Source organism: Streptomyces sp. NPDC050856 (genome assembly GCF_040653855.1).
GTDB lineage: Bacteria > Actinomycetota > Actinomycetes > Streptomycetales > Streptomycetaceae > Streptomyces.
Genome location: NZ_JBFAGV010000003.1, coordinates 1 through 22629 on the forward strand (window position 1 = coordinate 1; position 22629 = coordinate 22629).

General features: G+C 73.1%; 18 protein-coding genes and 3 tRNA genes. 9 read left to right on the plus strand and 12 right to left on the minus strand.

What is annotated here, in order from left to right; all coding sequences use genetic code 11:
* Window positions 1-325 precede the first annotated feature (325 nt).
* On the plus strand, window positions 326-577 hold the full coding sequence (locus AB0H53_RS03380) for a DUF3073 domain-containing protein (RefSeq protein ID WP_362107193.1): 252 nt from the start codon (window positions 326-328) through the stop codon (window positions 575-577).
* A 57-nt stretch (window positions 578-634) separates the two neighbouring features.
* On the opposite strand, the gene purM is transcribed toward AB0H53_RS03380, so the two are convergent.
* The 7 genes from purM to purS all read right to left on the minus strand — a co-directional run bounded on the left by purM (window position 635) and on the right by purS (window position 8648).
* Window positions 635-1708, minus strand: a complete 1074-nt coding sequence (purM, locus tag AB0H53_RS03385; protein ID WP_362106460.1) for a phosphoribosylformylglycinamidine cyclo-ligase — start codon at window positions 1706-1708, stop codon at window positions 635-637.
* A 43-nt stretch (window positions 1709-1751) separates the two neighbouring features.
* Window positions 1752-3278: an amidophosphoribosyltransferase gene (purF, locus tag AB0H53_RS03390; RefSeq protein ID WP_362106463.1), complete on the minus strand. Its 1527-nt coding sequence runs from the start codon at window positions 3276-3278 to the stop codon at window positions 1752-1754.
* Window positions 3279-3492: 214 nt separating this feature from the next.
* Window positions 3493-4356, minus strand: a complete 864-nt coding sequence (locus tag AB0H53_RS03395) for an META domain-containing protein (protein ID WP_362106466.1) — start codon at window positions 4354-4356, stop codon at window positions 3493-3495.
* 141 nt (window positions 4357-4497) lie between these two features.
* Window positions 4498-5295: a sterol carrier family protein gene (locus AB0H53_RS03400; protein ID WP_362106469.1), complete on the minus strand. Its 798-nt coding sequence runs from the start codon at window positions 5293-5295 to the stop codon at window positions 4498-4500.
* Window positions 5296-5470: 175 nt separating this feature from the next.
* The gene (gene purL / locus AB0H53_RS03405; protein WP_362106472.1) at window positions 5471-7720 is read right to left on the minus strand and encodes a phosphoribosylformylglycinamidine synthase subunit PurL; all 2250 of its coding nucleotides are present in this window, start codon (window positions 7718-7720) and stop codon (window positions 5471-5473) included.
* Window positions 7720-8400 (minus strand): phosphoribosylformylglycinamidine synthase subunit PurQ, encoded by a 681-nt coding sequence (gene purQ / locus AB0H53_RS03410; RefSeq protein WP_362106475.1) that lies wholly within the window; start codon window positions 8398-8400, stop codon window positions 7720-7722. The genes purL and purQ overlap by 1 nt, the downstream gene beginning before the upstream one ends.
* Window positions 8397-8648 carry a phosphoribosylformylglycinamidine synthase subunit PurS gene (gene purS, locus AB0H53_RS03415; RefSeq protein WP_362106478.1) on the minus strand — a complete coding sequence of 84 codons (252 nt, stop codon included), beginning with the start codon at window positions 8646-8648 and terminating at the stop codon, window positions 8397-8399. Before purS ends, purQ begins: the two co-directional genes overlap by 4 nt.
* A gap of 311 nt (window positions 8649-8959) precedes the next feature.
* Here purS and AB0H53_RS03420 point away from each other — a divergent pair, with 311 nt between their 5' ends.
* The 8 genes from AB0H53_RS03420 to AB0H53_RS03455 all read left to right on the plus strand — a co-directional run bounded on the left by AB0H53_RS03420 (window position 8960) and on the right by AB0H53_RS03455 (window position 13852).
* The gene (locus tag AB0H53_RS03420; RefSeq protein ID WP_362106480.1) at window positions 8960-9286 is read left to right on the plus strand and encodes an Lsr2 family protein; all 327 of its coding nucleotides are present in this window, start codon (window positions 8960-8962) and stop codon (window positions 9284-9286) included.
* Between the two features lie 110 nt (window positions 9287-9396).
* A tRNA-Gly gene (locus AB0H53_RS03425) sits at window positions 9397-9468 on the plus strand.
* 118 nt (window positions 9469-9586) lie between these two features.
* A tRNA-Gly gene (locus tag AB0H53_RS03430) sits at window positions 9587-9659 on the plus strand.
* Window positions 9660-9884: 225 nt separating this feature from the next.
* Window positions 9885-10856, plus strand: a complete 972-nt coding sequence (locus AB0H53_RS03435) for an ABC transporter ATP-binding protein (RefSeq protein WP_362106482.1) — start codon at window positions 9885-9887, stop codon at window positions 10854-10856.
* Window positions 10857-10866: 10 nt separating this feature from the next.
* Entirely contained in the window at window positions 10867-11622 is a 756-nt protein-coding gene (locus tag AB0H53_RS03440) for an ABC transporter permease (RefSeq protein ID WP_362107196.1), read from the plus strand.
* A gap of 36 nt (window positions 11623-11658) precedes the next feature.
* Entirely contained in the window at window positions 11659-13152 is a 1494-nt protein-coding gene (locus tag AB0H53_RS03445) for a histidine kinase (protein WP_362106484.1), read from the plus strand.
* Window positions 13149-13757, plus strand: coding sequence for a response regulator transcription factor (locus AB0H53_RS03450; protein WP_362106486.1), 609 nt, complete (start codon window positions 13149-13151; stop codon window positions 13755-13757). The genes AB0H53_RS03445 and AB0H53_RS03450 overlap by 4 nt, the downstream gene beginning before the upstream one ends.
* Before the next feature lie 22 nt (window positions 13758-13779).
* Window positions 13780-13852, plus strand: a tRNA-Gly gene (locus AB0H53_RS03455).
* A gap of 50 nt (window positions 13853-13902) precedes the next feature.
* On the opposite strand, the gene AB0H53_RS03460 is transcribed toward AB0H53_RS03455, so the two are convergent.
* The 5 genes from AB0H53_RS03460 to AB0H53_RS03480 all read right to left on the minus strand — a co-directional run bounded on the left by AB0H53_RS03460 (window position 13903) and on the right by AB0H53_RS03480 (window position 22574).
* Window positions 13903-14802 (minus strand): phosphoribosylaminoimidazolesuccinocarboxamide synthase, encoded by a 900-nt coding sequence (locus tag AB0H53_RS03460; protein WP_362106489.1) that lies wholly within the window; start codon window positions 14800-14802, stop codon window positions 13903-13905.
* Window positions 14803-14886: 84 nt separating this feature from the next.
* Window positions 14887-16347, minus strand: coding sequence for a N,N-dimethylformamidase beta subunit family domain-containing protein (locus AB0H53_RS03465; RefSeq protein WP_362106492.1), 1461 nt, complete (start codon window positions 16345-16347; stop codon window positions 14887-14889).
* 183 nt (window positions 16348-16530) lie between these two features.
* A complete protein-coding gene (locus AB0H53_RS03470; RefSeq protein ID WP_362106494.1) occupies window positions 16531-18678 on the minus strand; it encodes a hypothetical protein in 2148 nt (715 codons plus the stop codon).
* 280 nt (window positions 18679-18958) lie between these two features.
* Window positions 18959-20209, minus strand: a complete 1251-nt coding sequence (purD, locus tag AB0H53_RS03475; protein ID WP_362106497.1) for a phosphoribosylamine--glycine ligase — start codon at window positions 20207-20209, stop codon at window positions 18959-18961.
* A 61-nt stretch (window positions 20210-20270) separates the two neighbouring features.
* Window positions 20271-22574: a DNA polymerase III subunit gamma and tau gene (locus AB0H53_RS03480; protein ID WP_362106500.1), complete on the minus strand. Its 2304-nt coding sequence runs from the start codon at window positions 22572-22574 to the stop codon at window positions 20271-20273.
* Between the last annotated feature and the right edge of the window lie 55 nt (window positions 22575-22629).

Below are 22629 nucleotides of genomic sequence, written 5' to 3' on the forward strand. Positions count from 1 at the left end.
TTCTGGGACGTCCCGCCGGTGGACCGGAAGCGGCGCCGCCGCCGGACGCCCCGGCGGCGCGGGAAGAGCACGGGAATGACATGCCTCACGCCGGTCGGCGGGTCGCCGCGCGAGAAGAGGTTAAAATCGCAGCTGACCAGCGAGGACGGGGCGCCTCGAAGGTCCGGCTCCGAGGCACGTCATGCGGGCGGCGTACCGTATGGCCCCGGAAGCAGGTACCGTTGAAGCCCTACGGGCCGGTCTCTCCACCGAGAGTCCGTTCCGAACCATGAACGCGTGTCAAGACTCTGGGGCCGCCGAGCCCCATCACCGAGGGGGTCGAGCCATGGGGCGCGGCCGGGCCAAGGCCAAGCAGACGAAGGTCGCCCGCCAGCTGAAGTACAACAGCGGTGGGACGGACCTCTCACGCCTGGCCAGCGAGCTGGGCGCATCGACTTCGAGTCAGCCTCCGAACGGGGAACCGTTCGAGGACGACGACGAGGAAGACGACCCGTACGCCCGCTACGCGGAGCTGTACAACGACGATGACGACGAGGACGACCAGTCCGGTCCGTCGTCTCAGCGTCGCGGCGCTTGACGCCTGTATTTCTCAGACCCGGTCCGGGGCCCAGCCCCGGACCGGGTTCTGTGCTGTTCAGCTCGCGTAGTCACCGGTGAGCTCGGCGCCGGTGGAACGGTCGCCGCGCTCGGTGATCTCACCGGCGACCCAGGCGTCGACGCCCCGGTCCGCCAGTGTGGCCAGCGCCACATCGACCGAGTCGGCGGGCACGACGGCCATCATGCCGACGCCCATGTTCAGGGTCTTCTCCAGCTCCAGGCGCTCCACCCGGCCGGCCTCGCCGACCAGGTCGAAGATCGCGCCCGGCGCCCAGGCCGAACGGTCGACCGTCGCGTGCAGGTGGTCGGGGATGACCCGGGCCAGGTTCGCGGCCAGGCCGCCGCCGGTGATGTGGCTGAACGCGTGCACCTCGGTGGTCCGGGTGAGCGCCAGACAGTCCAGCGAGTAGATCCTGGTGGGCTCCAGCAGCTCCTCGCCGAGCGTCCGGCCGAGCTCCTCGACCCGCTGCTCCAGCCGCATGCCCGCCCGGTCGAACAGCACGTGCCGGACCAGCGAGTACCCGTTGGAGTGAAGGCCGGACGACGCCATGGCGACGACCACGTCACCCGTACGGATGCGATCGGCGCCCAGCAGCCGGTCCGCCTCGACCACACCGGTACCGGCGCCCGCCACGTCGAAGTCGTCGGGGCCCAGCAGGCCGGGGTGCTCGGCGGTCTCGCCGCCGACCAGGGCGCAGCCGGCCAGGACACAGCCCTCGGCGATGCCCTTGACGATCCCCGCGACCCGCTCGGGGTGGACCTTGCCGACACAGATGTAGTCGGTCATGAACAGCGGCTCCGCGCCGCAGACGACGATGTCGTCCATGACCATCGCGACCAGGTCGTGGCCGATGGTGTCGTACACGCCCAGCCGGCGGGCGATGTCGACCTTCGTACCGACGCCGTCGGTGGCGGAGGCGAGCAGCGGGCGCTCGTAGCGCTTGAGGGCGGAGGCGTCGAAGAGGCCGGCGAAACCGCCGAGGCCGCCGAGGACCTCGGGTCGCTGGGTCTTCCTCACCCACTCCTTCATCAGCTCGACGGCGCGGTCGCCCGCTTCGATGTCGACGCCCGCGGCTGCGTAGCTGGCACCGGTGGTCTCAGTCTCAGACATGACTGTGAGAACTTTCGTGTCGTACTGCAGGGATTGCGGGGTCCTACGGGCGGCGGAGCGCGTCGGCCGCCGCCGTGGCGGCCGGGCCCGCGGCCAGCTCGGTCTCCAGCAGCTGCTTGCCGAGCAGCTCGGGATCGGGAAGCTCCATCGGGTACTCGCCGTCGAAGCAGGCACGGCACAGCTTCGGCTTGTCGATGGTCGTGGCCTCGATCATGCCGTCGAGCGAGATGTACGAGAGGGAGTCGGCGCCGAGCGACTTGCCGATCTCCTCGACCGACATGCCATTGGCTATCAGCTCGGCCCGGGTGGCGAAGTCGATGCCGAAGAAGCACGGCCACTTCACCGGCGGGGACGAGATCCGGATGTGGACCTCGGCGGCACCGGCCTCGCGGAGCATCCGGACGAGTGCGCGCTGGGTGTTGCCGCGGACGATCGAGTCGTCCACTACCACCAGGCGCTTGCCCTTGATGACTTCCTTCAGGGGATTGAGCTTCAGCCGGATACCGAGCTGGCGGATGGTCTGGGACGGCTGGATGAAGGTCCGGCCGACGTAGGCGTTCTTGACCAGGCCGGCACCGAACGGAATGCCGCTGGCCTCCGCGTAACCGATCGCGGCGGGGGTGCCGGACTCCGGGGTCGCTATGACCAGGTCGGCGTCGACCGGGGCTTCCTTGGCCAGCTTCCGGCCCATCTCCACCCGGGAGAGGTACACGTTCCGGCCGGCGATGTCCGTGTCGGGACGGGCCAGGTACACGTACTCGAAGACACAGCCCTTGGGCTTCGCTTCCGCGAATCGCGAGGTACGGATGCCGTTCTCGTCGATCGCGATGAGCTCGCCCGGCTCGACCTCGCGGACGTAGGCCGCGCCGCAGATGTCCAGGGCGGCGGACTCGGACGCGACCACCCAGCCGCGCTCCAGGCGGCCGAGGACCAGCGGGCGGATGCCCTGCGGGTCACGGGCGGCGTAGAGGGTGTGCTCGTCCATGAAGACCAGCGAGAAGGCGCCCTTGACGACCGGGAGGATCCGCGCGGCGGCCTGCTCGACGGTCAGCGGCTTGCCGTCCTCGTCGGCCTGGCCGGCGAGCAGCGCGGTGACCAGGTCGGTGTCGTTGGTGGCGGCCACCTGCGTGGCCCGGCCGTTCTCCTTGGGGAGACCGGCGACCATCCCGGCGAGCTCCGCCGTGTTGACCAGGTTGCCGTTGTGGCCGAGCGCGATGGAACCGCCGGCGGTGGCCCGGAACGTGGGCTGCGCGTTCTCCCACACCGAGGCACCGGTGGTCGAGTAGCGGGCGTGACCGACCGCGATGTGACCCCGGAGCGAACCGAGGGAGGTTTCGTCGAAGACCTGGGAGACCAGGCCCATGTCCTTGAAGACGAGGATCTGGGAGCCGTTGCTGACCGCGATTCCCGCGGATTCCTGGCCCCGATGCTGGAGGGCGTAGAGCCCGAAGTACGTGAGCTTTGCGACCTCTTCACCCGGGGCCCAGACACCGAAGACGCCACAAGCGTCCTGGGGGCCTTTCTCTCCGGGAAGCAGATCGTGATTGAGTCGACCGTCACCACGTGGCACGCCACCGAGTGTAGGCGAGATCGACCACTGGTCCGAATTGGGGACGGGGCGGTGAGCGGGCCGCGGAGCGGCCCGTTCCGGGTGCACCCCGCTGACCTGCGACCTTTGGGCGGGGACGGGGTGCGCGGGGTGTGACGGAGCTCGCAGCGGGCCCGGCGTCACGGGCCGGTCGGCGGCCGGTCGGCGGCCGGTCGGCGACCGGTCGGCGACCCGCTCAGCGGCCGGTCCCCGCCGCGGGCCCTCCGGTGCCGGGCCCGGCACCGGCCGCCCCGGCCTCGGCCGCGAAGCCGGTGCCGTTCGGGGCGGTCAGGGTCAGCGTCCGGTGTTCGATCCGGTACGACACCGTGCCCTTCACCGTCTTGAGCAGGGCGGTCTCCAGCCCCATCGCCGGGCCCGTGCAGAGCTTCCGGGTGGTGGCGACCCGGCCGAAGGTGAGCTCGGAGCCCTCCGTGCGCACGGTGGAGGTGAAGTTGTTGCACCCGAGGTTGCCGCGCACCGAACCGTCCTTGCCGAACACGAGGTGTGCCCTGCCCTCGGTACCGGCCGGCACGGAGGTGGTGGTGGTCCCGGAGGTGAGCGAGCCGACCGTCCAGGTGGTGCCGACGAGCGGCGCGGGCGGCTGCTCGCTCAGCGCGATGGTGTCCCCGCCGGCAGAGGTGAGCGTGAGCGAGCCGTCCGCCAGCCGGGCCTTCAACTTCCCGGTGAAGGCGGTCTTCAGCGCGTTCTCGAAGTTCTGCACCGGCTCGCCGCAGACCATCTGGGTCGACGTGGCGCGGCCGACCGTGACGGTGTCCCCCGCGACGGACGCCTTGGCGCTGAAGTGGTTGCAGCCGAAGCTGCCCTTGGCCTGCCCCTTGGAGTCGAGCAGGACGTGCGCGCCCGCCGGGGCGGCGCTCCTCCTGCCGTCCACCGTGACGCTGTCGAAGGACCAGTGGACCCCGGTGACGGCCACATCGGTGGCCACGGAGGTGCTCCCGTCGCCCGTGCCGGAACCGGGTTCGGTGCCGCACCCGGACAGGACGAGGAGCGTGGCCAGGGCTGCGGCGGCGGTGAGGTGCTGCTTCGGCGTGGTGTGCATGCCGGTGGGACGAGCCGGTCCGCCGGGCGGTTCCCTCACCGGGCCGGCCGGGTGACCGGCCCCCCGCGCGCCCGGGCGGCCGGCGCGGCCCGTGCCGGGCCCAGGACCGGCGAGGCCCGGGCGGCCGGCGCGGGTCCCGGCTCAGCCCAGGACCGGCAGCACGCCCGACAGGTCGGCGCGCTCGCCACTGGCGTGGACCTGGGCCGCCGCCAGGGCCGCCGCCCAGGTCGTACGTCCGGTGGCGAGGCGGATCCAGGTGAGCGGGTCCGTCTCGACCACGTTGGGCGGCGTGCCCCGGGTGTGGCGCGGGCCCGCCACGCACTGCACGACCGCGTACGGCGGGACGCGCACCTCCACCGAGCCGCCGGGGGCCTTCACCGCGAGGGCGTCGGCGAGCAGCCGGGCGCAGGCGGCCAGTGCCTGGCGCTCGTAGGGGACGCCCAGCCCGGTCGCGTCGTTCAGGTCGTCGGTGTGGACGATCAGTTCGACGGTCCGGGTCACCAGGAAGTCCCCGAGCCGCATGGTCCCGAACCGGGTGGGCACCAGGCGCTCGTCGGGGGCGCCGGGCAGGGCGGCGGCGATCCCCGCCTCGGTGCGGGCGTACAGCTCGGCGGGGTCGGCGCTCGCGGCGACGGCCCTGGTGTCCTCGTCGACCCGCTCGGCGGCGGTCACGGTGGCGAACGGCCAGTCCAGCAGGGCCAGCTCGGGCTTGGCCCGCTGGGGCTCCGGCTCGCCCAGGTGCCGCACGAGGCCGTCCAGCGCCATGGTCAGGTGCGCGGCCAGTTCACGGACCGTCCAGTCGCCCAGCCGGGTGGGCGAGGCGAACTGCTCGGGTGTGAGGGTGAGGACCCCCGCCCGTACGTGGTCGAACTGGGCGAGCACGGCGGCGCGGATCCTGGCGGAGTCGTAACCGCGGGTGCGCTTCCTGGCCGGTGGCATGGAACCGAGCCTAGTGCCGGGCCCGGCCGCCAGGAGGCCCGGCCCCGGAGCCCGGGCCCACGGAGCCCCGGGTGGGACGAACGGCGCTCCCCGGCCCGCGTACCGGGTCCCGGGCGCGCCACGGCCGAAGGCCCCCGCCCGGCGGAGCCGGGCGGGGGCCTTCGGCAGCCGGAGCTCAGACGAGCAGGCCCGGGATGGTCGCCTCGTGCGCCTCGCGCAGCTCGCCCAGCGCGATGGCGAACTCGCCCTGTACGTCGATCTCGTCACCGTCCACGACACCGATCCGCGTCGCCGGCAGCCCGCGCGCACCGCACATGTCGGTGAAGCGGAGCTCCTCGCTGCGCGGGACGGACACGACCGCGCGGCCGGCCGACTCGCTGAACAGGAAGGTGAAGGCGTCGAGCGACTCCGGGACGATCAGCCGCGCGCCGTGTCCGCCCCGCAGGCAGGACTCGACGACCGCCTGGATCAGACCGCCGTCCGACAGGTCGTGCGCCGCGTCGATCATCCCGTCGCGGGAAGCGGCGATCAGGATCTCGCCGAGCAGCTTCTCCCGGTCCAGGTCCACCGCGGGCGGCAGGCCGCCGAGGTGGTTGTGGACGACCTCGGACCAGGCCGAGCCGCCGAACTCCTCACGGGTGTCACCCAGCAGGTAGAGGAGCTGGCCCTCCTGCGCGAACGCGATCGGCGTACGGCGGTTGACGTCGTCGATCACACCGAGCACGGCCACCACCGGCGTCGGGTGGATGGCGACATCACCGGTCTGGTTGTACAGCGACACATTGCCGCCGGTCACCGGGGTACCGAGCGCCAGGCAGCCGTCCGCCAGGCCGCGCGTGGCCTCGGCGAACTGCCACATCACGGCGGGGTCCTCGGGCGAGCCGAAGTTCAGGCAGTTGGAGATCGCCAGCGGCTTGGCGCCGGAGGCGGCCACGTTCCGGTACGACTCCGCCAGCGCGAGCTGCGCGCCCGCGTACGGGTCGAGCTTGGCGTACCGGCCGTTGCCGTCCGTCGCCATGGCCACGCCGAGGTTGGTCTCCTCGTCGATCCGGATCATCCCGGAGTCCTCGGGCTGGGCGAGGACGGTGTTGCCCTGTACGAACCGGTCGTACTGGTCGGTGATCCAGGACTTGGACGCCTGGTTCGGGTGGGCGACCAGCTTCAGCACCTGCTCGCGCAGCTCGGCGGAGGTCCCCGGGCGCGGCAGCCGCCCCGCGTCGTCGGCCTGGAGGGCGTCCTGCCACTCGGGGCGCTCGAACGGCCGGTGGTAGACCGGGCCCTCGTGCGCGACGGTGCGCGGCGGCACGTCCACGATCTGCTCGCCGTGCCAGAAGATCTCCAGCCGCTCGCCGTCGGTCACCTCACCGATCACGGTGGCGATGACGTCCCACTTCTCGCAGATCTCCAGGAACCGGCCGACCTTGCCCGGCTCCACGATCGCGCACATGCGCTCCTGCGACTCGCTCATGAGGATCTCCTCGGGCGAGAGGGAGGAGTCACGCAGCGGCACGGTGTCCAGCTCGACCCGCATGCCACCGGTACCGGCGGACGCCAGCTCGCTGGTCGCACAGGACAGGCCGGCGCCACCGAGGTCCTGGATGCCCGCGACGAGGTCCTCGCGGAAGATCTCCAGGGTGCACTCGATGAGGAGCTTCTCCTGGAACGGGTCACCGACCTGCACGGCGGGCCGCTTCGTCGGCTTGGTGTCGTCGAAGGTCTCCGAGGCGAGGACCGAGACGCCGCCGATGCCGTCGCCACCGGTCCTGGCGCCGTAGAGGATGACCTTGTTGCCGGGGCCCGAGGCCTTCGCGAGGTGGATGTCCTCGTGCCTCATCACACCGATGCAGCCGGCGTTGACCAGCGGGTTGCCCTGGTAGCAGGAGTCGAAGACGACCTCGCCGCCGATGTTCGGCAGGCCCAGGCAGTTGCCGTAGCCGCCGATGCCGGCGACGACGCCCGGCAGGACCCGCTTGGTGTCGGGGTGGTCGGCGGCGCCGAACCGCAGCGGGTCGACCACCGCGACCGGGCGGGCGCCCATGGCGAGGATGTCGCGGACGATGCCGCCCACGCCGGTGGCCGCGCCCTGGTACGGCTCGATGTAGCTCGGGTGGTTGTGCGACTCGACCTTGAAGGTCACCGCGTAACCCTGGCCGACGTCCACGACGCCGGCGTTCTCTCCGATGCCGACGAGCATCGCGTCGTTCTCGGGGACCTTCTCGCCGAACTGCTTCAGGTGGACCTTGCTGCTCTTGTACGAGCAGTGCTCGGACCACATGACGGAGTACATGGCGAGTTCGGCACCGGTCGGGCGCCGGCCCAGGATCTCCCGGATGCGCTCGTACTCGTCCTGCTTGAGGCCGAGCTCGGCCCACGGCTGCGCGACGTCGGGCGTCTCGCCCGCGTGCTTGACGGTGTCCAGAGTCATCAGACGTTGACCAGCTTCTTCAGGATCGAGGTGAAGAACCCGAGGCCGTCGGTGCGGCCCGTGCCGACCAGCGGATCCACGGCGTGCTCGGGGTGCGGCATCAGGCCGACGACGTTCCCGGCGGCGTTGGTGATGCCGGCGATGTCCCGCAGCGAGCCGTTCGGGTTGACGTCCAGGTACCGGAAGACGACCCGCCCCTCGGCCTCCAGCTCGTCCAGCACCCGCTCCTCGGCGACGTACCGGCCGTCCATGTTCTTCAGCGGTACGGAGATCTCCTGGCCCGCCTGGTAGTCGGCGGTCCAGGCGGTGCGGGCGTTCTCCACCCGCAGCCGCTGGTCGCGGCAGATGAAGTGCAGGTGGTCGTTCTGGAGCATGGCGCCGGGCAGCAGGTGGGCCTCCGTGAGGATCTGGAAGCCGTTGCAGATGCCCAGGACCGGCATACCGGCCTTCGCCTGCTCGACGATCGTCCCCATCACGGGCGAGAACCGGGAAATGGCCCCCGCGCGCAGGTAGTCGCCGTACGAGAAACCGCCGGCGAGGACGACCGCGTCGACCTGCTTGAGGTCCTTGTCGCGGTGCCACAGCTCGACCGGCTCCGCGCCGGCGAGCCGGACGGCGCGCAGCGCGTCCCGGTCGTCCAGCGTGCCGGGGAAGGTGACGACTCCGATGCGGGCAGTCACTGGGACTCCTCCACCTTTACGACGAAGTCCTCGATGACGGTGTTGGCAAGGAACGTCTCGGCCATCTCGTGAATGCGAGCGAGGGCGGCGTCATCGACCGGCCCCTCCACATCCAGCTCGAAGCGCTTCCCCTGACGGACGTCCGCGATCCCCTCGAAACCGAGGCGGGGCAGTGCGCGCTGCACCGCCTGTCCCTGCGGGTCGAGGATCTCCGGCTTGAGCATGACGTCGACTACGACGCGTGCCACTGGCACTCCCGGTGGTGTGTTGCGTGGGCGGTTCCCTCAGCGTACCTGTCTCCAAATTCTACGCGGGTAGACATCTGTAGAACCCTCCAAAACGGTCCAGGAAAATTCCGGAAAAGAATGCCCGTCGCCATTGCGCGGGACACGCGCATGCAATTGGCTGGGCTTCCCGATGTGGCGCACTCCGCTGTACAAAGGAATACAGCAGGGAGCGGCATTTCCCCTCAACAGCCATAAAGCCGGTACCGCCGCACGTCAGCCCGGAACCGGGCGCTGATCCACCGGCGGCGGACCGCACGAAAGGACCGATATCCGTGGCGCAGCGCGTAGTGGTCTCGCTCTTCGACGACATCGACGGAGGAGAAGCGGCGGAAACGGTCATGTTCGGCCTGGACGGGAAGACGTACGAGATCGACCTCAATCCCGCCAACGCCAAGAAACTGCGCAAGGCCCTCGCCCCGTACGTGGCGGCCGGCCGGAAGCGGACCGGCGCGGAGCGGTCGCGCCGGCCGTACCGCCACACCTCGATCGCCCCCGACCCGGCGGCCGTCCGCGCCTGGGCGCAGTCCAACAAGCTGGACGTCCCGGCCAGGGGAAGGATCCCGCAGCGCATCTACGACGCGTTCCGGGAGGCGAGCTGACCACCGCACGCCCGGGCCCCGGTCGCCGAGTTGCGCGACACCCCCGGTGATCCGCTAGAGTCTGGATCACGCCGAGGGGCGAGGCCGCGAGGCCCCACCTCACGGAGCGTGCGGGTGTAGTTCAGTAGTAGAACATCCCCCTTCCAGGGGGAAGGCGCAGTGTGCGATCCCTGTCACCCGCTCTACATCACTTACCGACCCCCTTCGGGGGTTTCCCCGCTCCCGACGGAGTCGAGAGCCAGGGGAAGGATCAGGTACAGTGGTGTTCGCACCGCCCGGTGAGAGCCGGTCGGGAGCAATGCGGACGTGGCTCAGTTGGTAGAGCATCACCTTGCCAAGGTGAGGGTCGCGAGTTCGAATCTCGTCGTCCGCTCAGAGAACGAAGGCCCCGGTCATCACGACCGGGGCCTTCGTCGTGTCCGGGCACTCCGGATTCCTCCACTCAGTCCGGTCAGTCCGGTCAGTCCGGTCAGTCCCGTCTGTCCGGTCCCAGTCCGGTCGGTCGGGCCGAAGACCGGTGGACCGCGATGACATATGTCATGAGGGGTTGTGACACCGCGCACTGCTCCCGGCTCCGGGGCGGCGAAAACCTGGTGTCATGACCAGAGATGAGCACGCGTCCGACGGCGCGGCGGACCAGGTGATCCAGGCCGATGCCGTCCGGCGCGCCTACGCCGGGGGCTTCGAGGCCGTGAGCGGGGTCAGCTTCTCCGTGGCGCGCGGCGAAATCTTCGCCCTGCTCGGCACCAACGGCGCCGGCAAGACCTCCACCGTCGAGCTGCTGGAAGGACTCTCCCCGCCCAGTGGTGGCCGGATACGGGTCCTGGGCCACGATCCGTACCGGGAACGGGCCGTCGTACGGCCCCGGATCGGCGTGATGCTCCAGGAAGGCGGATTCCCCTCCGACCTGACCGTCGTCGAGACCGTACGGATGTGGGCGGGCTGCACCAGCGGCGCCCGGCCGGGCGGTGAGGCACTGGACGTGGTCGGCCTGGGCGCGCGGGCGGGGGTACGGGTCAAACAGCTGTCGGGAGGCGAACGCCGCCGGCTCGACCTGGCGCTCGCCCTGCTCGGTGAACCCGAGGTGCTGTTCCTGGACGAGCCGTCGACCGGACTCGACGCCGAAGCGCGGCGTGACACCTGGCAGTTGGTCCGGGTGCTGCGGGACAGCGGCACGACCGTGCTGCTGACCACGCACTACCTGGAGGAGGCCGAGACACTCGCCGACCGGCTGGCGATCATGCACCAGGGGCGCATCGTGGTCTCCGGCAGCCCGGCGGAGGTCACGGCGTCCCGGCCGGCCCGCATCCGCTTCGCCCTTCCCGACGGGGTGGGCGCCGCCCGCCTGCCGCTCTCGCTGCGGGCCGCCGAGACGGGCGGGCGCCGCGTGGAGATCCGTACCCACGCGCTCCAGGACGCTCTCGGTGAACTGCTGCGGTGGGCGCGGGAGACGGGGGTGCGGCTGGAGGGGCTCGACGCCCGCTCCGCCTCCCTGGAAGAGGCGTTCCTCGACATCGCCCAGGGCGCCCGGCCGGTGCCCGGCTCGCGGTCCGACACGGTGGAGGTGTGACGTGACGACGATGACGGGACGGTTGGCGGCCCTGGGACGGGCCGAGCTGGTGCTGCTCGTGCGCAACCGGTACGCGCTGTCGACGGCGTTGCTGATGCCGGTGCTGATGGTGGGGGCGTTGTGGTCCTCGTTCGACCGGATCGACCTCGGCGGAAGCGGGATGAGCGCTCTCGGGGCGACCCTCAGCGGCGGCATCGGGATGGTGCTGCTGTTCGTCGTCCACGTCAACCTGGTGTCGGCGTACGTGGCGCGGCGCGAGGAGCTGGTGCTCAAGCGGCTGCGCACCGGCGAGGCGTCGGACCGGGAGATCCTCACCGGGACCGCGCTGCCCGCGGCCGTGCTCGCGCTGGGCCAGTGCGCGCTGCTGGTGGCGGGCGGGGTCGTGCTGCTGGACGTACCCGCGCCCCGGCGGCCCGAGCTCCTCGTCGGCGGCGTGCTGACCGGGATCGTGCTGCTGGTGGCGATGGCGGCGGCGACCGCGGCGCTGACCCGCACCGTGGAGAGCGCCCAGCTCACCACGATGCCGCTGTTGCTGGTCTCGTCGATCGGCTCGGGGCTCTTCGTACCGCTGGAGGTCTTCCCCGGCACGGTGGCGTCGGTGGCCGAACTGCTGCCGCTCACCGGGGTGATGACCCTGGTACGGGCCGGCTGGCTGGACGGCGGGAACCCCGGCGAGCCGGCCGGCGCCGTGGCGGTCTCGCTGGCCTGGGTGATGGTCTCGGTGTTTGCTGTGCGGCGGTGGTTCCGCTGGGAGCCACGGCGCTGAGGCGACCCGGGGGAGACACGGACAGGGGGGGCGGACATGGGGCGGCTGACGGGCTGGTGGAGCCGGCGGAGCAACCCGGAGAAGCTGGAGCTCTACACCCGCTGGACGTTCCATGCCATCGCCTTGGGCGAGGTCGTGGTGATCGGGCCCGTCGCGCTGGGCGGCACGCCCGCCCCGCTGGGCGGCTGGCTCTTCCTGCTGGTGTGCGCCCACTCGCTGCTCGGTGGGGTGGTCGCCTCCCGCGCCCTGAGCTGGACCCTGGACCGGCGGAAGCGCCCGCGCCGGCTCATGGCCGCGTACGCCCTGCTGACGGGCGGGGCGGGCGCCGGGCTGATGGTCCTGCACCGGCTCGGGGCGCTGGGTGACCCGCCGTCCGCCGAGACCATGTCCCCGGGCGTGGTCTGTTTCGGCGTCGCCCACCTGGTGCTCTGCCTGTCCAGGGTCCGGCACATGCTGTACCTGGTCCTCGCCACGGCGACCGGCACCGGGCTGGTGTGCGTGGTGCTCACGCTGCCCCCGCGGCAGACGGCCGGTTACGCGCTCGCCGTCCTCATCGGCGGCCTCGCCACCGCGTTCACCAGCGGCTTCTCGGGCTGGCTGCTCAAGGCGGTGTGGGAACTGGACGCGGCCCGCGAACTCCAGGCCCGGCTGGCGGTCGCGGAGGAGCGGCTGCGGTTCGGGCGCGACCTGCACGATGTGATGGGCCGCAACCTGTCGGTGATCGCCCTGAAGAGCGAGCTCGCCGTCCAGCTGGCGCGGCGCGGACTGACCGACCGGGCGGTCGAGCAGATGGCCGAGGTCCAGCACATCGCGCGGGACTCCCAGCGGGAGGTGCGGGACGTGGTGCGCGGATACCGCGAGGCCGACCTGCGCACCGAACTGGACGGCGCGCGGAGCGTGCTGGCGGCGGCCGGGATCGCGTGCACCGTCGAGTCGGCGGCTCCGGCCGCCGGTACGGCGCTGCCGGCGCGGGTGCAGTCGGCGCTCGGGTGGGTGGTCCGGGAGGCCACGACCAATGTGCTCCGGCACGGCGACGCCCGGCGGTGCGCGATCACGGTGACGGTGACGGAGGGGTGTGCGGTGCTGGTGGTGGAGAACGACGGGGCGGGCGAGGCAGGAGGCGGCCCGGGGACGTCGGCTTCCGGGCCGCCGGGACAGGCGGGGGACGGCGGGTCCGGGGAGCCGGCGGGGCCGGCCGGGACCGGGCTGGCGGGACTGCGGGAGCGGCTGACCGCGCTGGACGGCACGCTGGAGGCGGGCCGGCTGGCCGGCGGGCGCTTCCGGCTGACGGCGCGCGTTCCGGCCGCCGGGCCGCCGGGGACGGGGGACGGCGGCGCCCCGGGCGCGGGTCCCGGGGGTGTGGCGGCCGGGAGGACGAACCTCGCGGGTACGGGTGCCGGGCGCGTGGGTGCCGGAGCCGCTGGAGTGGGCGGAGCCGGCGGGGTCCGCGGAACCGGCGGGTCCGGCGGGTCCGGCGGGTCCGGCGGGTCCGGCGGGTCCGGCGGCGGAGGACTGGAGGGGGCACGGTGACCGTGCGCGTACTGCTCGCCGATGACGAGCACCTGATCCGGGGGGCCTTGGCCGCGCTGCTCGGCCTGGAGGACGATCTCGTCGTCGTCGCCGAGGCGGCGTCCGGCCCCGAGGCGCTCGCCATGGCACGGGCGCACCGGCCCGATGTCGCGGTGCTCGACCTCCAGATGCCCGGGGCGGACGGTGTGAAGGTCGCCACAGCGCTGCGGACCGAGCTGCCCGGCTGCCGCACCATGATCGTGACCAGCCACGGCCGCCCCGGCCACCTGAAACGGGCGCTTGCGGCGGGGGCGAGGGGCTTCGTGCCGAAGACCGTCAGCGCCCGGCGGCTGGCCGAGATCATCCGTACCGTCCACGCCGGGAACCGCTATGTGGACCCGGAGTTGGCGGCCGACGCCATCTCCGCCGGGGACTCGCCGCTGACCGCGCGGGAGGCCGAGGTGCTGGAGCTGGCGGCGGACGGGGCGCCGGTCGCGGAGATCGCCGAGCGCGCCTCGCTCTCACCGGGCACCGTCCGGAACTACCTCTCCTCGGCCGCCTCGAAGCTGGGTGCCGAGAACCGTCACACGGCGGTGCGTCTCGCGCGCGAGCGAGGTTGGGTATAGTGGCTACCGCGCTACGGCGCATGCGGACGTAGCTCAGTTGGTAGAGCGCAACCTTGCCAAGGTTGAGGTCGCGAGTTCGAGCCTCGTCGTCCGCTCAGCAGAGGAAGCCCCCGGCCCGATGGCCGGGGGTTTCTTCGTGCGCCGGTCACCCCCAGCTGGTGCCGGTCAGCAGCTCGTACGCCTCGATGTACTTGGCACGGGTCGCGGCGACGACCTCCTCGGGGAGGGCGGGCGGGGGCTGCTCGCTCTTCCGGTCCCAGCCGGAGGCCGGTGAGGTCAGCCAGTCGCGCACGTACTGCTTGTCGTACGACGGCTGGGGGCGGCCCGGCTCCCAGGAGGCGGCAGGCCAGAAGCGGGAGGAGTCCGGGGTCAGCACCTCGTCCGCGATCACCAGGTGGTCGCCGTCGAAGCCGAACTCGAACTTGGTGTCCGCGAGGATGATGCCCCGGTCACGGGCGATGTCGCGGGCGCGGCTGTAGACCGCGAGGGTCATCTGCCGCAGCTGGGCGGCGGTCTCCGCGCCGACCTGGCGGGCGACCTCCTCGTAACTGACGTTCTCGTCGTGGTCGCCGACGGCCGCCTTGGTGGCGGGCGTGAAGATCGGCGCGGGGAGTTCCGAGCCGTCGCTGAGGCCCTCGGGGAGGGCGAGGCCGCAGACCGTGCGCGTCTCGTTGTACTCGGCGAGGCCGGAGCCCGTGAGGTAGCCGCGCGCCACGCATTCCACCGGGACCATCCGCAGGGACTTGCAGACGAGCGCACGGCCCGCCCAGTCCGCCGGCGCGCCGGCCGGCAGTTCGGTGGAGATGACGTGGTGCGGGATGAGGTCGGCGAGCTGGTCGAACCACCACAGCGAGAGCTGGGTGAGGACCCTGCCCTTGTCCGGGATCCCGGTGGGGAGCACCCAGTCGTAGGCGGAGATGCGGTCGCTGGCGACCATCACGAGGTCGCCCGCCTCGTTCTGGTACAGGTCGCGCACCTTGCCGGTGTGCAGGTGCACCAGGCCCGGAACCTCAACAGGCTCAGGCTTTTCGACGAATCCGGACACGGTTCCTCCCCGTGGTTCTGTCCAATGGTTCCGATTCTCCCGCATGCGGAGGCTCGGCCTCGGCCAGGGGGTTCAGGGGGGTGTTTAGTCCCGTTTGCAGATGCGGTCCAGCAGGTTGGCCGTGGCGCGCTGGATCCGGACGTCGACGTGACCCGGCCGGTCCAGGGCCGGTGACCAGGCGAAAGTGCCGGACGCGAAGACCAGCGCGCCGGACGGGGCCCGGTACAGGGAGGTCTCCTGGTGGCGGACGGCCCCCTCGGCGTCCCGGTAGGGCGAGTGGGCCAGCAGGATGCGGCGCTGGTGTTCGGGCAGGGCGGTGCGCGGGAAGTACCGGTCGGCCTCACCGGCGACCAGTCCCGGCAGCTCGTCGCCGTCGCCGGCGCCGGTGGCCTCCCAGAGCCAGTGGTCGGCGTTGCGGACGACCATGGGGTGCGGCTCGGGGACCCGGCCCGCGTACTGGATGCCGAGCAGTTGCTGCTCCGGGCGGTCGACCTCGCGCCACAGGGCGGGCTTGCCGGGGCCGCGGCGCTTGCGGCAGGTCAGCAGGCGGTCGGCGACGCCGGACGGCGAGGGGGAGAGCTCGACCTGCCAGTACATGGTGTTGGCGGAGAGGAAGACGAGCGAGGTGCCGTGGTCGCGGGCCTGCTCGACCGTACGGCGCATGGGCACCGACCAGTACTCGTCGTGGCCCGGGAAGACCAGGCCCCGGTACCGGGTGGGGTCGACCCGGCCGGCGTGCAGGTCGCGGGCGTCGGCGTAGGCGATGTCGTAGCCGTACCGTTCCGCCCAGCGGATGAAGTCGTAGGCGTGGCCGACGTGCAGGGGCAGGCCCGCGCCGGCGTAGGGGCGGTCGAAGGAGACGGTCACCGCCGCGTCCTCCTCGCCGAGCAGCCGGCCCTCCCCGTCCCACGCGTGGTAGAGGCTGGCGCCGGTCCGGCCGTCCTCCGGGTAGAGGTTGTAGGCCTGCCAGGTGATGTCGGGCAGCAGCAGGAGCAGGTCGGCCGGGTGGTCGTCGCGGACCGTGAACGGGATGTGCGACCGGTAGCCGTCACCGGTGGTCAGGACGGCGACATACGCGCCGATCGACCAGTAGGACGGGACCTGGAGCCGCCAGGAGAGCCACCAGTGGTGGCAGGAGACGGTCCGGTCGGCGGTGAGCGGGGGTGGCTGGACGATGCCGGACAGCCGCGGGCTGGTGGTGATCTTCGCGGCGCCGTCGCCCGCGTAGTGACCGATCCGATAGATGTCGACCGAGAACTGCTGGGGCGGGTCCACGGTGATGTGGAAGTCGATCGCCTCACCGGGGGCCACCGCTCCGGTCGAGGTGAAGCCCTTGATCTGACGGCGTACGTCGTCGGCGGCGCGGGGACCGCCGTTGCGGCCGCGCGCGAGGTCGGGGTCCGCGTACCAGGCGACGACCTTCCCGGTGTCGTCCAGATACTGCTCACTGCCCCGCAGCCAGGGCACCGGGCCCTGTCCGAACGGGTCCGTCACGGCATGGGCAAGGGCCCCTGACTCCCAGCGCCGGATCTGTTCCGCCCCCATGTGCGCCCCTCCCTCGATTCCCCCGCGACTGTCAGTGCCGATCCCCAGCACATCACATAACGCATGCAGTCCGTCACCGTTTGTCGCGGATTGGCGAGAACGGAACGTCGCGTTCCGGGCGCCGAGCGCCGGTCGGGGCGCCGGTGGGCGCCGCTGTTCGAGCCCCCGGCCGGACACCGCCGCTCACGCCAGCCGGACGGGCTTCTCGGCCCGTACGCCCACGGCGGCCAGCCAGGACCGCAGCGGCTCCGGGTCGGCGTCCTCGATGAGGCTGAGGACGCGAGAACCCAGGTCCGGGTGCCGCTTCCCGTCGACGAGCAGGGTCGGCCCGTCCAGCCAGTCCAGCCCGGGTGCCGCCCCCGCGGTGTCGACGGCCGCGCAGCACACCATGGCCGTGACGTGGTCGGCGAGCAGCTCCCGGCCGGTACGGGGTGGCTGGAGCGGGAACAGCGGCAACGGATCGTCGTCCGCCGGCCCGGAGGTGGGGGCCGGGACGGGAGGGGCCGCGGCGGGTGTGCCCGGGCCCGGTGCGGTACCGGACCCCGCGGGGGCCCCGGTGCCAGGCGGAGGGCCGGCCCCAGGGGCGGCGGACACGGTGCCGGGCGCGGGGGTGGACGCGGCCTCCGGGGCGGCGCCGGGCACGGGCGCGGTGCCGGGCGCCGGGGCAGCGCCGCCGGTCCCGGCGGCGGCGGTCGTCGGCGCGGTGCCGGCGCCGCCACCGGAGGCGGCTTCCGGCGTGGCCCCGGTTGCGGATATGGCCGGCGCGGGCCGCTGGCCGGTGGCTCCCGCCGGGGGCCCGGACACCGGGCCCGCGCCGGAGCCGTGGCCCGGAACGGCGCCGCGCTCCGGGGCGGCGCCGGTCGGGGTCCTGGCGGGCACTTCCCCGGCGGCCGGGGCTTCCGTTCCGGCCATGGGCGCGGCCGCGGGGCCGGCCGGGTCCGCCACCGGAGCCGTGCCGCCCGCCCGGGGCGAGGGCTCAGGAGCACCCGGGGCAGCCGCCCGTGGGGTGACCGGGCCGGTGCCGGGCGGGGTCACCACGACGAGGCCGGCCTCTTCGCGGGCGACCTCCGCGCTGATCGCCGCCGCCAGGGTGTCACCGCGCGGGGTGCCGGCCAGGTGGTCCATCACCCGGGCCAGCGTGGCGTCAGCGCCGCGCCGTACCCCGAGCCGGTCCAGGACGCGGTGGAGCCGGGCGGCCTCGGTGCGCCACTTCCGGTCCACGACCTCCTCCGGGTACTCCTGCCAGTCCACCGGCGCCCAGCCGGGCCCCGTCTCGGCGGGGCCGCCGTGGAAGAGGCGGGCGGCGAGCAGTGAGGCGGCCTCGTCCACGAGCCCGGGCTCCTCCAGCAGGTCGCACGCGGGGCGTTCGCCCAGCCGGGAGGTGAACCCCTCGGCGAGCCGGTCGCGCCGCGACAGTTCGGTGAGGGCCGCCACCACGCCCGCGTCCAGGCGCGACGGCCAGCGGCCCATCCGCCAGGCGGGCAGGGCGACCCGGGTCAGCAGCCGGTCCCAGCCCGCGTACGCCAGGCCGACCTGTTCCTGCGCGACGATCCGCAGGCCGTAATCGACGGTCTGCGCCCGCTCGGAAGCGGCGGCGGCCACACCCCGCTCCATCTCGGCGGCCTGCTCCCGGCAACTGCGCAGCAACACCCGGACCACCCCGCCGACGAGCCGCGCGCCCCGGCGCCGCACCGGATCGAGACCCGGCCGGTCCGCGACCGCGACGGCCGCGTCCAGCCCCCGCACGAACCGGCGCGCCGCCGCTATGTCCGGGTGCGCGGACGGTCCCGTACCGGCGACGACCGGCGCGAGCACCGCGCGCAGCTCGGCCACGCGCATCCACCACAGGAAGGGGGAGCCGATGACCAGCACCGGTGCCGTGTCGGTCCGCCGGGCACCCGGCGGGCCGGGCGTGCCGCGCGCGCCGTGCGCCGGATGCGTACGGTCCTCCAGCCAGCTGTCGCAGTCGGGAGTCAGCGCTATCGCGGAGGGCGCGGGGACGCCGAGACGGCCCGCCAGGTCATGGACCAGCCGGTAGAGATCGGGGGCCGACTCCTCGGAGAGCTCAACGGTGGGGCTGAGCGCCGGTCTCGCCCGGGAGATCACCAGGGCCACCGCGGCCGCCGCCAGCAGGACGACGACGGCGAGGACACCGGCCACCCAGCGGGCGGTGTCCCAGCCGTCACCGACCAGATGGCCGGCGAGGCCGCCGGCCAGCAGCACCACGGCGACGGCGGCGGGCAGCAGCGCGACGGCCAGCGCCCTGCCGCGGACGCGCAGCACGGCGAGGGCCCGGGCACGCGCGGCGCGCGCGCCTCGCTCCTCACCCATACCGGAAGTACCCGAAGCGGAACCGGACACGGCCGTACGTCACCCCCTCTTGCCCTGCGGTGGACTGCCTGCGGCGGTGTTGCTCACTCCCCCACTGTGGCACCCACCACTGACATCGCAATGCCGGTGGGCCAAGTGCCGGAACGCCTGCGCGGCACCCTAGTTGGGGTGTCGGCAGGCGTCATCCGGATGGCCCATCCGTCACTCGATGGAATGGCTTTGGGCAAAGGTGAGGACGGTTCGGGCCCTCTGCGGGTTCACTCCCGGAACTTCTGTCCGCCTACTCCCCGGCGGCCTTGCGGGCGATGTCCGTACGGTGCTGCGCGCCCGCCAGACGGATGCGGTCGACCGCCGCGTAGGCCCGTAGCCGGGCCTGCGCCAGGTCCTCACCGGTCGCGGTGACGGACAGCACCCGGCCGCCCGCGCTCACGATCGCGTCGCCGTCCCGCCGGGTGCCGGCGTGCAGTACATAGGCATGGGGCGCGTCCTGCTCCGCGACCTCGTCCAGGCCCTCGACACGGTCCCCGGTGCGGGGCGTGCCGGGGTAGTTGTGCGATGCGACGACCACCGTGACGGCGGCCTCGTCGCGCCAGCGCAGCGGCGGCTCGTTGTCGAGGGTGCCGTTGGCCGCGTGCAGCAGGACGCCCGCCAGCGGGGTCCGCAGGCGGGCCAGCACCACCTGGGTCTCCGGGTCACCGAACCGGGCGTTGAACTCGATCACCCGGACCCCGCGCGATGTGATCGCCAGGCCCGCGTACAGCAGGCCGGCGAAGGGGGTGCCCCGGCGGCGCAGCTCGTCCACGGTGGGCTGGAGGACGGTCGCCATGACTTCGTCGACCAGTTCGGGGTCCGCCCAGGGCAGCGGCGAGTAGGCGCCCATGCCGCCGGTGTTGGGCCCCTCGTCGCCGTCGAGGGCTCGCTTGAAGTCCTGCGCCGGGGTCAGCGGCAGCACGGTGGTGCCGTCGGTGATCGCGAAGAGGGACACCTCGGGGCCGTCCAGATACTCCTCGATGACCACGCGCTCGCACGAGCGCGCGTGGGAGCGGGCCTGCTCGATGTCGTCGGTCACGACGACGCCCTTGCCGGCCGCGAGGCCGTCGTCCTTGACGACGTACGGAGCGCCGAAGGCGGCGAGCGCCGCGTCGATCTCCTCGGGAGTGGTGCACACATAGCTGCGGGCGGTGGGCACGTTCGCGGCGGCCATCACGTCCTTGGCGAACGCCTTGGAGCCCTCCAGCCGCGCGGCCTCCCGGGAGGGGCCGAAACAGGGAATGCCGGCGGCCCGTACGGCGTCGGCGACCCCGGCGACGAGCGGCGCCTCCGGGCCGACGACGACCAGGTCGGCGGCCAGTTCGCCGGCGAGGCGGGCCACGGCGGAGCCGTCGAGGGCGTCCACCTCGTGGAGCTCGGCGACCTCCGCGATTCCGGCGTTGCCGGGCGCGCAGTGCAGAGCGGTGACGTCGGGATCGAGGGAGAGAGAGCGGCACAGGGCGTGTTCGCGGGCGCCGCCGCCGATGACGAGGACCTTCACGGCAGCCAGGGTAGCCCGCGGCGCGGAGCGCGCCTTGTGCGGGTTGCCGGGGCGACCGCCGTCACTCGTTCGTATATTCCTCCACCACGGTGGCGCCGAGCTCGCGGACGATCAGGTCGTGGCCGGACAGGGCCGAGTCCACGAGGTCCGGGTCGTCCTCCTCCGGCACGTCGTCCTCGATGCTGACCGGCGGCCGCGACGGGGCACGCGGTGGCTCGTACGCCGGGCCGCCCGGCTGCTGCCGCGCCGGTGCCTGGTGCGAACCGGCCGGCCGCGCGCCCTGCGCGCCCGGCGACGGCTGCGCGGGCTGTGCCTCCGGGGAGGCCTGTGACGGCTGCTGTACGGGCTGGGTGGCGCCGCCGTGCGGGGCGGGCGCGGGCGCCTGGGGCGGGCGGCCGCCGTAGCCACCGCCGCCGAAGCCGCCACCACCGAAGCCGCCCGTGCCGCCGCCACCGCCGCCGGCGGCCGGCGGGGGCCCGGAACCGCCGGACGGGTCGACGATCGCCTCGATCTTCCAGTGGACGTTGAACTGCTCGACCAGCGCCTGCTTGAGCACGTCCTCGCTGCCGCTGCTCGCGAAGTTGTCACGGGCTCCGGCGTTGAGGAAGCCGAGCTGGAGGGTGGTGCCGTCGAACCCGGCCACCTGTGCGTTCTGGCTGAGCAGGATCCAGGTGAACCGGCGCCGGTTCTTCACCGCCTCCAGGATGTCGGGCCACATGTTGCGCACCTGGCCGGCGCCCTGACCCGTCGCGGCGGGCGCGGACGCCGGCGCTCCGGCGGTGGCCGGGGGCTGCTGCGGCGCGGGGGCGGACGCCGTGGACGGCGCGGACGGCGCGGACGGCGCGGACGGCGCGGCGGCACCGGGCCAGCCACCGGGCTGCCGGGGCGCGGCCGACGGCCAGGCACCGGGCCGGGCGCCGCTGTCCTGGGCGCCGGGCGGGGTGGCGGACGGCCAGGCGCCGGGCCGGGCCTCGGCGGGCGCGGCGGCCTGCGGCGACGGCTGGGGCGCCGGAGCGGGCTGCGGCGCCGGTGCGGGCGGCTGAGCGGTCGGCGGGGCGGGAGCCGTGGCGGGGGAGGGTGGCGCGGGCGCGGGTTCCGGCGCGGTGCCCGGTCCCCGTACCGCCGTATGGGCCTCGGGCCCCGGTACGTACCCCATGGCCGGTCCGGGCCCGGTGGCCTGGAACGCGGCAGCCTGTGCCACCGCGCCGCCGCTCCGCTCCAGCCGGTCCAGCCGCGCCAGCAGCGAGCGCTCGTCGCTGAACGCGGCCGGCAGCAGCACGCGCGCGCAGATCAGCTCCAGCTGAAGCCTCGGCGAGGTGGCGCCGCGCATCTCGGTCAGCCCGTTGTTCACCAGATCGGCGGCCCGGCTGAGCTCGGCGGCGCCGAACACCGACGCCTGCGCCTGCATCCGCTCGACCACATCGGCGGGCCCCTCGATGAGCCCCTTCTCGGCGGCGTCCGGCACGGCGGCCAGGATCACCAGGTCACGCAGCCGCTCCAGCAGGTCGGCCACGAAACGTCTCGGGTCGTTGCCGCCCTCGACGACCCGGTCCACGACCTCGAAGGCGGCGGCACCGTCCCCGGACGCGAACGCGTCGACGACCGAGTCCAGCAGGGACCCGTCCGTGTACCCGAGCAGCGCGGTCGCCATGGCGTACGTCACACCGTCCTCGGCGGCGCCCGCCAGGAGCTGGTCCATGACCGACATGGAGTCACGCACCGACCCGGCGCCGGCCCGCACGACCAGCGGCAGCACCCCGTCCTCGACCGGGATCTTCTCCTGGGCGCACACCTCGGCCAGGTAGTCCCGCAGCGTCCCGGGCGGCACCAGCCGGAACGGATAGTGGTGCGTACGCGACCGGATCGTCCCGATGACCTTCTCGGGCTCGGTCGTCGCGAAGATGAACTTCAGGTGCTCCGGCGGCTCCTCGACCACCTTCAGCAGGGCGTTGAAGCCCGCCGAGGTGACCATGTGCGCCTCGTCGATGATGTAGATCTTGTACCGGCTGCTCGCCGGGCCGAAGAACGCCTTTTCCCGCAGGTCACGGGCGTCGTCCACGCCTCCGTGCGAAGCGGCGTCGATCTCGATGACGTCGATCGACCCCGGCCCGTTCCTGGCCAGGTCCTGGCACGACTGGCACTGCCCGCAGGGCGTCGGCGTGGGTCCCTGCTCGCAGTTCAGACACCGGGCGAGGATCCGCGCGCTGGTGGTCTTCCCGCACCCTCGGGGCCCGCTGAACAGGTACGCGTGATTGACCCGGTTGTTCCGCAGGGCCTGCTGCAGCGGGTCAGTGACATGCTCCTGACCGATGACCTCGGCGAACGACTCGGGGCGGTAGCGGCGGTACAGCGCAAGGGACGACACCCTTACGACGATATCGGGCTCCACCGACAATCGGCCCGGCCAGAGCCCGGCCCCT